Annotated in this window: 11 protein-coding genes; 8 read left to right on the top strand and 3 right to left on the bottom strand. The window is 56.2% G+C overall.

Annotated elements, in window-relative coordinates; all coding sequences use genetic code 11:
* Nucleotides 1-133: 133 nt before the first annotated feature.
* Nucleotides 134-772 (top strand): peptide-methionine (S)-S-oxide reductase MsrA, encoded by a 639-nt coding sequence (gene msrA, locus ABLV12_RS04265; protein WP_004109039.1) that lies wholly within the window; start codon nt 134-136, stop codon nt 770-772.
* A gap of 185 nt (nt 773-957) precedes the next feature.
* Complete coding sequence (locus ABLV12_RS04260) at nt 958-2,301, top strand: hemolysin family protein (RefSeq protein WP_004109043.1); 1,344 nt, start codon at nt 958-960, stop codon at nt 2,299-2,301.
* A gap of 220 nt (nt 2,302-2,521) precedes the next feature.
* On the opposite strand, the gene ABLV12_RS04255 is transcribed toward ABLV12_RS04260, so the two are convergent.
* Complete coding sequence (locus tag ABLV12_RS04255) at nt 2,522-2,728, bottom strand: DUF1107 domain-containing protein (RefSeq protein ID WP_004098023.1); 207 nt, start codon at nt 2,726-2,728, stop codon at nt 2,522-2,524.
* 322 nt (nt 2,729-3,050) lie between these two features.
* Here ABLV12_RS04255 and ABLV12_RS04250 point away from each other — a divergent pair, with 322 nt between their 5' ends.
* Nucleotides 3,051-3,608 carry a YtfJ family protein gene (locus tag ABLV12_RS04250; RefSeq protein ID WP_004109045.1) on the top strand — a complete coding sequence of 186 codons (558 nt, stop codon included), beginning with the start codon at nt 3,051-3,053 and terminating at the stop codon, nt 3,606-3,608.
* Here the strand turns inward: ABLV12_RS04250 and cysQ are convergent.
* Nucleotides 3,598-4,341, bottom strand: coding sequence for a 3'(2'),5'-bisphosphate nucleotidase CysQ (gene cysQ / locus ABLV12_RS04245; protein WP_004109048.1), 744 nt, complete (start codon nt 4,339-4,341; stop codon nt 3,598-3,600). The genes ABLV12_RS04250 and cysQ overlap by 11 nt on opposite strands.
* Before the next feature lie 192 nt (nt 4,342-4,533).
* Here cysQ and ABLV12_RS04240 point away from each other — a divergent pair, with 192 nt between their 5' ends.
* On the top strand, nt 4,534-6,477 hold the full coding sequence (locus ABLV12_RS04240) for a bifunctional 2',3'-cyclic-nucleotide 2'-phosphodiesterase/3'-nucleotidase (RefSeq protein ID WP_004109051.1): 1,944 nt from the start codon (nt 4,534-4,536) through the stop codon (nt 6,475-6,477).
* A gap of 52 nt (nt 6,478-6,529) precedes the next feature.
* On the opposite strand, the gene ABLV12_RS04235 is transcribed toward ABLV12_RS04240, so the two are convergent.
* Nucleotides 6,530-6,907, bottom strand: a complete 378-nt coding sequence (locus ABLV12_RS04235) for a helix-turn-helix domain-containing protein (RefSeq protein ID WP_139531628.1) — start codon at nt 6,905-6,907, stop codon at nt 6,530-6,532.
* Nucleotides 6,908-6,997: 90 nt separating this feature from the next.
* Here ABLV12_RS04235 and ABLV12_RS04230 point away from each other — a divergent pair, with 90 nt between their 5' ends.
* The 4 genes from ABLV12_RS04230 (at nt 6,998) to ytfE (ending at nt 10,543) form a co-directional block, all read left to right on the top strand.
* Entirely contained in the window at nt 6,998-7,846 is an 849-nt protein-coding gene (locus ABLV12_RS04230) for an SDR family oxidoreductase (RefSeq protein ID WP_160886362.1), read from the top strand.
* Nucleotides 7,847-7,926: 80 nt separating this feature from the next.
* Entirely contained in the window at nt 7,927-8,751 is an 825-nt protein-coding gene (locus ABLV12_RS04225) for an AraC family transcriptional regulator (protein ID WP_017145077.1), read from the top strand.
* Nucleotides 8,752-8,826: 75 nt separating this feature from the next.
* Nucleotides 8,827-9,798 (top strand): DMT family transporter, encoded by a 972-nt coding sequence (locus ABLV12_RS04220; protein ID WP_070557043.1) that lies wholly within the window; start codon nt 8,827-8,829, stop codon nt 9,796-9,798.
* Nucleotides 9,799-9,880: 82 nt separating this feature from the next.
* Nucleotides 9,881-10,543: an iron-sulfur cluster repair protein YtfE gene (gene ytfE, locus ABLV12_RS04215; protein WP_004109062.1), complete on the top strand. Its 663-nt coding sequence runs from the start codon at nt 9,881-9,883 to the stop codon at nt 10,541-10,543.
* The last annotated feature ends 44 nt before the right edge of the window (nt 10,544-10,587 follow it).

Here is a 10,587-nt window from a genome sequence, read left to right as displayed (position 1 = left end):
ACTAAGGGTTGAAAAATAGACGTTAACCCAAATAATTCTTATGTTTAAATCTAGACGTATTAAGCGTGGTTATTGTGTTAAAAGTCACGCTTGGTTACAACCTTAACCACATTTTCTGTTAGAGAGGCCCACCGTGAGTCTATTTGATAAAACGCATCTTGTCGCCCAAGCGGACGCGCTGCCGGGACGCAATACGCCGATGCCGGTGGCTACGCTCCACGCCGTCAATGGCCATTCGATGACCAACGTCCCCGCCGGAATGGAAGTCGCTCTGTTCGCCATGGGCTGTTTCTGGGGCGTCGAACGCCTGTTCTGGCAACTGCCCGGCGTTTATAGCACCGCCGCAGGTTACACCGGCGGCTACACGCCAAACCCCACCTATCGTGAAGTTTGCAGCGGCGAGACGGGCCATGCTGAGGCCGTGCGCGTGGTCTACGATCCGCAGGTTATCAGCTATGAGCAGCTGCTTCAGGTCTTCTGGGAAAATCACGACCCGGCGCAGGGCATGCAGCAGGGTAACGACCGCGGCACGCAGTATCGTTCCGCTATTTATCCGCTGACGCCGGAACAGAGCGAAGCCGCGAAAGCCAGCCTCGCGCGTTTCCAGGCGGCAATGAAGGAAGCCAACGACCCGCGCGCTATCACCACCGAGATCGCCACGGCAAAGCCGTTCTATTATGCGGAAGACGATCATCAGCAGTATCTGCATAAAAACCCCTACGGATACTGCGGTATCGGCGGGATTGGGGTTTGTTTACCGCCGCAGCCCTGATGCCGTTGACCCGTAATAGCAGGCTGCCGGATTGAATAATTTACGCTCTGGCGGCTTTACAGTACCTTACGCTATACTACGCCGTGTTATCGCCGGTCCAGAGCCTTCGGACCGGCTTTTTGTGAATTCCACTTAGCGTTATCCACTTCCCTTCCGAGGATCTGATCTCAACGGTCAGATAAGATATGTTAAACAGTATTTTAGTAATACTTTGTCTGATAGCCGTCAGTGCGTTCTTTTCGATATCGGAAATCTCGCTGGCCGCATCACGTAAAATCAAACTCAAGCTGCTGGCCGATGACGGCAACGTCAACGCTCAACGCGTGCTGAAGATGCAGGAAAACCCCGGTATGTTCTTTACCGTGGTGCAAATCGGCCTCAACGCGGTAGCGATTCTCGGCGGTATCGTCGGCGATGCTGCATTTTCGCCGGCGTTTCACGGCCTCTTTAGTCGCTATATGTCCCCCGAGCTCTCCGAGCAGCTGAGCTTTATTATCTCCTTTACCCTGGTCACCAGCCTGTTCATTCTGTTTGCTGACCTGACCCCGAAACGCATCGGTATGATTGCGCCTGAAGCCGTCGCTTTACGCATCATCAACCCGATGCGCTTCTGCCTGTTTCTCTTCCGCCCGCTGGTGTGGTTGTTCAACGGCATGGCCAACAACATCTTCCGCCTGTTCAAAATTCCGATGGTGCGTAAAGACGACATTACCTCCGATGATATTTACGCCGTAGTGGAAGCCGGCGCGCTGGCCGGGGTGCTGCGTAAGCAGGAGCATGAGCTGATTGAGAACGTGTTTGAGCTGGAGTCGCGCACCGTGCCTTCGTCCATGACTTCGCGTGAAAACGTCATCTGGTTCGATCTCCATGAAGATGAACAGAGCCTGAAGAATAAGGTTGCAGAGCATCCGCACTCTAAGTTCCTGGTGTGTAACGAAGATATCGACCACATCATCGGCTACGTTGACTCCAAAGACCTGCTGAACCGCGTGCTGGCGAACCAAAGCCTGGTGCTGACCGGTGGCGTGCAGATTCGCAATACGCTGATTGTCCCGGATACCCTGACGCTGTCTGAAGCGCTGGAAAGCTTTAAAACCGCCGGTGAAGACTTCGCCGTGATCATGAACGAGTATGCGCTGGTCGTCGGGATTATCACCCTTAACGACGTGATGACCACCCTGATGGGCGATCTGGTCGGCCAGGGGCTGGAAGAGCAGATCGTCGCACGCGATGAGAACTCCTGGCTGATTGACGGCGGCACGCCGATCGACGACGTGATGCGGGTGCTGGATATCGATGATTTCCCACAGTCCGGAAATTACGAGACTATTGGCGGCTTTATGATGTTTATGCTGCGTAAAATTCCCAAGCGGACCGACGCGGTGAAGTTCTCCGGCTATAAATTCGAGGTGGTGGATATCGACAACTACCGCATCGATCAGCTGCTGGTGACCCGCATCGACAATAAGCCGACGGTGCTGGTGCCCAAGCTGCCGGACGCGGCGAACAGTGATAAAGAGTCAGCGTAACGCTTTCTCGCGAACGCTGTTCTTCCCCCCTGTTGCCGGGCGGCGGCTAACGCCTTGCCCGGCCAATAAAGATCGCAATCTCGTCAGATTACGCATTGCCCATCGATATACACTCAAGTCTGCGTATGCCGACCAATCTGGGGCTGATGCCGGGTCCAGAAACATCAACGGCTCCCTGGGGGAGCCGCCTTTTTACCGTGTAGTCATACCACTTTTCAGGTTATGCCATCTCTGTTTGTAGACGGCTGACCTGGCGGTTGACTTCGGACATCACTGACAAATGCAGCTTGTCCTTAACCTTCGGGATAAGGATTTTGCCCTTATCAAACTCAAAAGCGCCAACGTCCTTGATATACAAACGTCCACGGAACAGGATCTTCACGTACTTCGCTACTTGTAGCGGGTTGTAGCGTTGGAAAATTTTCATTGTTGTCTCCTGCCAGGGTTACGCTCCTGTGGTGCCACAGTTAGCCCACGTACCGGAATCGCAAATTTTAATGCCCTGAAACTATAGTCCAGAATCTGAGTGATACCCAGTTTGTATAAGTTTATTTACCTTATGATGACAATAATTCAGAGTTTTCGTTTCAGGCATCCGATGAAGGTAGTATAAGTCGCCGATTTTAGACGGAATTGTGCGTCAACACGCAAACTGGCACCATCATTGCGGGTAATGCCGATAAATCGCACTTATGATTAAAGCAGACCAAGTGGTTGGATCACCTGCAAAGATAATAAAAGGAAACACCATGACCCTACGTAGATTACTGGCCGTTTCATGTCTCCTGTTCCCACTGTTGGCCTCGGCGCATAACTTTGTCGACGGTCAGCGCGTTGCGCCGGTCGGCGTAGCGGATCGGGGAGAACTGGTGCTGGATAACGATAAATTTAGCTATAAAAGCTGGAATAGCGCGCAGCTGGCGGGAAAAGTGCGCGTCGTGATGCACATTGCCGGTCGCTCGTCGGCAAAAGAAAAAAACGCGACCTTAATTGAAGCCATTAAAAGCGCGAAGCTGCCGCACAACCGCTACCAAACGACGACTATCGTCAATACCGATGACGCTATCCCAGGCTCGGGAATGTTTGTCCGCAGCAGTATCGAGAACAATAAGCAGCTCTACCCCTGGTCACAGTTCATCGTCGACAGCAACGGCGCGGTGCGCAAAGCGTGGCAGCTCGAAGAAGAGAGTTCAGCCATCGTGGTGCTGGACAAAGAGGGTCGCGTGCAGTGGGCTAAAGACGGCGCGCTCAGCCAGCAGGAGGTGCAGCAGGTAGTGGGCCTGCTGCACAAGTTGCTTAATAAATAGAGACCCGGAAGCCGGGGTTGAGGAACGATTCACGCGGCGTGTAATCAAGAGTACGCCCCTGCCAGTCGTGAACGTGCGCCCCGGCGGCGCTGGCGACCGCATGACCGGCCGCGGTGTCCCAGGTACTTGTCGGCCCGAAGCGCGGGTAAAGCTGGGCCTGCCCTTCAGCGACCAGACAGAACTTCAGCGACGAACCAATTGAGGTGGTCTGGTGTTCACCAAGCTGCTCAAGATACTCCTGCAGCTCCGGGTCATTGCCGTGTGAACGGCTAATCACCACCAGCGGCGGGCGCGCATCGCGGACCTGAATCTGCTTGCGAACGCCGCACTCCTCTTTCCATGCTTTGCCCTTTTCCGCGCTGTACATCACCTTCATCACCGGCGCGTAGACCACGCCCAGGGTCGGTTTACCGTTTTCAATCAAGGCGATATTGACGGTAAACTCGCCGTTGCGCTTGATAAACTCTTTGGTGCCGTCCAGCGGGTCCACCAGCCAGTAGCGCTGCCAGTGCTGGCGCACCTCCCAGGCCGGCGGATCCTCTTCCGACAGAACCGGAATATCGGGCGTCAGGGCCAGCAGGCCGCTGATAATCACCTTGTGCGCCGCAATATCCGCGGCCGTGACCGGAGAATCGTCCTTCTTGCTGGTAACGTCCATCGGCTGTTTTCCATCGTAAACTTCCATGATGGCATCGCCCGCATTCCGTGCAAGCTGACATACTTGTTCTAACATTCTCCACCTCGTCTGGTTACAGTGGCGTTAACTCGTTGTTTTATTTATATCGCATCATTGTGAGTTCCGCTATCTGTGATAACGATGGCGGTTTCCTTCACCGCTTTTCTGGCATGATTCACATTTCTGTAAGCAACAGAATGTAAATACATTTTCTTCTGTGCCACTGCTCATATAAAAAGGACGCCACTGATGATTAAGTTTAGCGCAACGCTGCTGGCCACGCTGATCGCCGCCAGCGTAAATGCGGCAACGGTCGATTTGCGGATCATGGAAACCACCGATCTGCACAGTAATATGATGGACTTTGACTATTACAAAGATGCCGCCACGGAAAAATTTGGCCTGGTGCGTACCGCAACCTTGATTGAGAAAGCGCGTCAGGAAGTCAGCAATAGCGTACTGGTCGATAACGGCGATGTTATTCAGGGCAGCCCGCTGGGTGACTATATGGCCGCAAAGGGTCTGAAAGAGGGCGATGTTCACCCGGTCTACAAGGCGATGAATACCCTTGATTATGTCGTGGGCAACCTCGGCAACCACGAGTTTAACTACGGGCTCGACTTCCTGCATAAAGCGCTGGCAGGGGCGAAGTTCCCCTACGTGAACGCCAATATTATCGACGTCAAAACCGGCAAACCGATGTTTACGCCTTATCTGATTCAGGATACCCAGGTGAAGGATAGCGACGGCAAAACGCAGACGCTGCGCATTGGCTATATCGGCTTCGTACCACCGCAGATAATGACCTGGGATAAAGCCAATCTTAGCGGTAAGGTGACCGTTAACGACATTACCGCAACCGCACGCAAGTTTGTCCCGGAAATGCGCGAAAAAGGCGCGGACGTGGTGGTGGTCATTGCCCACTCCGGCCTCTCCGCCGACCCGTATCAGGCCATGGCGGAGAACTCCGTTTACTATTTAAGCCAGGTGCCTGGGGTCGATGCCATTATGTTCGGCCACGCTCACGCCGTCTTCCCGAGCAAAGATTTTGCCGGTATCAAAGGCGCGGATATCGCGAAAGGTACGCTGAACGGCGTACCGGCAGTGATGCCGGGCATGTGGGGCGATCACCTTGGGGTGGTCGATCTGGTCCTGAACAACGACAGCGGCAAATGGCAGGTCAGCGCAGCGAAAGCCGAAGCGCGGCCGATCTACGACTCGGTGGCGAAGAAATCGCTGGCGGCAGAAGACAGCAACATGGTGGCGGTATTAAAAGCCGACCATGACGCCACCCGCGAGTTTGTCGGCAAACCGATTGGTAAATCCTCGGATAATATGTACAGCTACCTGGCGCTGGTGCAGGACGACCCAACCGTACAGGTGGTCAATATGGCCCAGAAGGCCTACGTTGAGCACTATATTCAGGGCGACCCGGATCTGGCGAAGCTGCCGGTACTCTCCGCCGCCGCGCCGTTTAAAGTCGGCGGACGTAAAAATGACCCGGCCAGCTTTGTTGAAGTGGAAAAAGGGCAGCTCACCTTCCGCAACGCCGCCGACCTCTACCTGTATCCCAACACCCTGGTGGTGATGAAAGTCAGCGGTAAAGAGGTTAAAGAGTGGCTGGAGTGCTCCGCCGGACAGTTCAATCAAATTGATCCCGCCAGCAGCAAGCCGCAGTCGCTGATTAACTGGGACGGCTTCCGCACCTACAACTTCGACGTGATTGACGGCGTGAACTACCAGATCGATATCACCCAGCCGGCGCGCTACGACGGCGAATGCAACAGCGTGAATCCGCAGGCCGAGCGAATTAAGCATCTGACCTTTAACGGCAAGCCAATCGATCCGAACGCCACTTTCCTCGTCGCGACCAACAACTATCGCGCTTACGGCGGTAAATTCCAGGGCACCGGCGAGGATCATATCGCGTTCGCCTCACCGGATGAAAACCGCTCGGTACTGGCGGCGTGGATTGGCGCGGAGTCGAAGAAAAACGGCGAGATCCATCCGGCGGCGGATAACAACTGGCGCCTGGCGCCGATCCACAGCACAGTACCGCTGGATATTCGCTTTGAAACCTCACCGGGCGACAAGGCCGCGGCATTTATCAAAGAGAAAGCGCAATACCCGATGCGCCAGGTGGCTACCGACGATATCGGCTTTGCTATTTATCAGCTGGATTTGAGTAAATAATTGCCGGTTCCCCGGTTGTGCTGCGCTTACCGGGGCTACACTGACATCAACCTCAGGCTACCTGTTCGTGGTTCGCCAGAACCGCGGGCAGGTTCAGCTCAATCCAGTCCGCCAGCGCCGCCACCTTCTCGCTCACCTGCTCACCGAGCGGAGTCAGACTATATTCAACGTGCGGCGGCACCACCGGATACGACATGCGGTTAAGAAAGCCGTCCTGTTCCAGCGCCTGGAGCGACTGGGCCAGCATCTTTTCGCTGACGCCGCCGATCTTACGCCGCAGATCGCTAAACCGATGGGTGCCATCGCGCAGGGACACCAAAATCAGTACGCCCCAGCGGCTGGTCACGTGTTTGAGCACTTCCCGCGAGGGGCACTGTTCGGCAAACAGGTTGCCGTTACGTAGCTGCTCGCTCAGCGTCAGATTCGCCATATTCATACTTACCTTTTTGTACGTACTTACTAAAAGTTAGTTAAGGTGTTAGCTTACCATAACTGCCAATGAACACGAAGGAGAAGACCCATGATCGCAATTACCGGCGCAACCGGCCAGCTTGGCCAACACGTCCTGGAAAACCTGTTAAAAACCGTCCCCGCGGGCCAGGTTGTGGCTATCGTGCGCAACCCGGCAAAAGCCGAATCGCTGAGCCAAAGGGGCATAGGGGTTCGTCAGGCCGACTACAGCGATGAAGCGGCCCTGACCGCCGCCCTACAGGGCGTGGACAAACTGTTGCTGATCTCTTCCAGCGAGGTCGGCCAGCGCGCCGTCCAGCACCGCAACGTGATTAATGCAGCGAAAGCTGCCGGCGTGAAATTTATCGCCTATACCAGCCTGCTGCACGCCGATACCTCCCCGTTGGGGCTGGCGGATGAACATATCGCCACCGAGCAGATGCTCGCCGACTCCGGCATTGCATATGCCCTGCTGCGCAACGGCTGGTACACCGAAAACTATCTCGCCAGCGCGCCGCCGGCGATTGAGCACGGCGTGTTTATCGGCGCTGCCGGTAACGGCAAAATCGCCTCTGCTACCCGCGCGGATTACGCCGCCGCTGCCGCTCGCGTTATCGCCGAAGAGGGCCATGCCGGAAAAGTGTATGAACTGGCGGGCGATGAGGCGTGGACTTTGAGCGAACTCGCCGCTGAGCTGAGCAAACAAAGCGGTAAAAACGTGGTGTATCAAAACCTCAGCGAAGACGACTTCGCCGCCGCGCTGAAGGGCGTCGGCCTGCCCGCAGGCCTGGCTGATATGCTGGCGAATTCTGATACCGGCGCCTCCAAAGGCGGGCTGTTCGACGATAGCCGCACCCTGAGTAAGCTCATCGGTCGCCCAACCACGACGCTGGCAGAGAGCGTCAAAGGCATTCTGTAACTGTTACATAGTGGTTAATTTTTGTAGCATCCCGGCGGGCCATCCTCAATAATGTACGGATGTCCGTCGGGAGTTATCGCATGCAAGGCGTACCGGAACAGTTTAATGATGAAAGAGACAGCGCGCGCTTTCGCCATCTGGCGCAGCTGCCCGGCGTTGAGCTGTATCATGCCCACATCTCCCGCTACGCCTTTGAACCGCACACCCATGAAGCCTTTGGTATCGGCGCGATAGAGCTCGGCGCCGAGCGTTTTCGCTATCGCGGCAGCCAGCATGTAGCTACGGTTAACTCTATCGTCACCATGAATCCCGATGAACTGCATACCGGCGAGGCGGAGACTGCCGACGGCTGGCGCTATCGGATGATTTATCTCGACCCGGATACGCTGGAAAAGGTGACCGGCGTGCGCCACTGGTGGTTCAGCGAAGTGGTGCGTCAGGACCCGCTTCGCTCCCGGCAAATCGGCAATCTCATCTACGGCCTGTGGCATACTGACGATCCGCTCGCGCAGCAGGGTCTGCTGCTGGATTTAATCGATACCTTCCGGCCATTCGCTCACCACGCCGCTGCGCTGCCCGAAGCTCGCCACCGCTTCGAGCGGGTACGAGACTATCTGCATGATAACTATATGCGTACGGTGACCCTCGATGAGCTGGCGCAGGTGGCGGCGCTGAGCCCGTACCATTTCCAGCGCCAGTTCAAAGCGCACTTCCACGTTACGCCGCACCAGATGTTAATGGCCATTCGCCTGTGGCGCGCCAAAGCGTTTCTCACCCACGGTATGCCCGCTGCCGACGTCGCTCTCGCCGCCGGACTGACCGACCAGTCGCACCTGACCCGCGCGTTTACCCGCCGTTACGGCATTACCCCGGTACGTTATCAAAAGCAGGTTCTCCCGCGCTAATGCGCAACCTCATACAATATTCCCGCTAAAGCCTCTCCTACACTGTCGCCAACAAAAAGAGTAATGGAAAGCATGATGATTAGTGGTGTGCTGTACGCCCTGCTGGCAGGGCTGATGTGGGGATTGATATTCGTGGGCCCTTTACTGGTGCCGGAATACCCGGCTGTTTTACAGTCGATGGGGCGCTATCTGGCGCTGGGGCTGATCGCCCTGCCGCTGGCCTGGCTGGGCCGCGCGCGGCTGCGCCAGCTCGCCAGGAAAGACTGGTGGACGGCGCTGGGACTGACCCTGATGGGCAACTTAATCTATTACGTCTGCCTGGCCAGCGCGATTCAGCGTACCGGCGCGCCGGTGTCAACCATGATTATCGGCACTCTGCCGGTCGTGCTGCCGGTTTTCGCCAACCTGCTCTATAGCCAGCGCGATGGAAAGCTGCCGTGGCGGCGACTGTTCCCGGCGCTGGTCTGTATTGCCTTCGGCCTGGCATGCGTCAATATCGCTGAACTGCATCAGGGCTTACCCGATTTCAGCCCGTGGCGCTACGGCTCCGGTATCTTGCTGGCGTTGATCTCGGTGGTGTGCTGGGCCTGGTACGCGCTGCGCAACGCCCGTTGGCTGCGGGAAAACCCGGATAAACCGCCGATGATGTGGGCTACCGCGCAGGCGCTGGTGACCCTGCCGGTATCGCTGGTCGGATACCTTATCGCCTGCGGGTGGCTGCATGGACAGCACCCGGACTTCCCGCTCCCCTTCGGCCCGCGCCCGGCGGTGTTCGTCACCCTGATGCTGGCGATCGCTATATTCTGTTCATGGGTTGGGGCGTGGTGCTGGAACGTTGCCAGCCAGCGTCTGCCAACGGTGATCCTCGGGCCGCTGATCGTCTTCGAAACCCTTGCCGGACTGCTGTATACCTTTATTCTGCGCCAGAGCCTGCCCCCGCTTCTGACCCTAAGCGGTATTCTACTGCTGGTGATCGGCGTGGTGTCTGCCGTGCGTGCTCGTCCGGAAAAACCCGTGCTGCAGAAACTGGTCAGCGAGAAAAAATAGCCTGGTACCCTAAAGGGGTATTCCCTGGAACATAAGATGCATTTAAAATACAACTTATATTCTTGATGACGAGGTAACTGCTATGGCTTTCCGTGACCAACCTTTAGGCGAGCTGGCGCTGACGATTCCGCGCGCCTCCGCGCTGTTCCGTAAGTACGATATGGACTACTGCTGCGGCGGCAAACAGACGCTGGATCGCGCGGCATCTCGCAAAGAGCTGGACGTCGCGGTGATTGAAGCCGAGCTGGCGAAACTGGCGGAAGAGCCGGTAGAGCGCGACTGGCGGGTTGCGCCCTATGCGGAAATTATCGATCACATTATCGTTCGCTATCACGACAGGCATCGCGAGCAGCTGCCGGAGCTAATTTTACAGGCCACTAAAGTCGAGCGCGTTCACGCCGACAAGCCCAACGTTCCGAAAGGCTTAACCAAGTATCTGACCATGCTGCACCAGGAGCTTTCCAGCCATATGATGAAAGAGGAGCAGATTCTGTTCCCGATGATCAAACAGGGTATGGGAACGCAGGCCGGCGGCCCTATCAGCGTGATGGAAAGCGAGCATGATGAAGCAGGCGAGCTGCTGGAGGTGATTAAGCACATCACGCAGAACGTGACGCCGCCGGCGGAAGCCTGCACCACCTGGAAAGCGATGTACAACGGCATCAACGAACTGATTGATGACCTGATGGAGCACATCAGTCTCGAAAATAACGTGCTGTTCCCGCGTGCCCTCGCAGGTAAATAGCAAGTAATAAAAAAGGCGCCCGCAGGCGCCCTCGACATTGTCAG

Origin of the sequence: Klebsiella sp. CN_Kp100, from assembly GCF_040065315.1 — a bacterium.
Taxonomy (GTDB): domain Bacteria; phylum Pseudomonadota; class Gammaproteobacteria; order Enterobacterales; family Enterobacteriaceae; genus Klebsiella; species Klebsiella oxytoca.
This window is presented reverse-complemented; position numbering and strand designations above follow the sequence as displayed.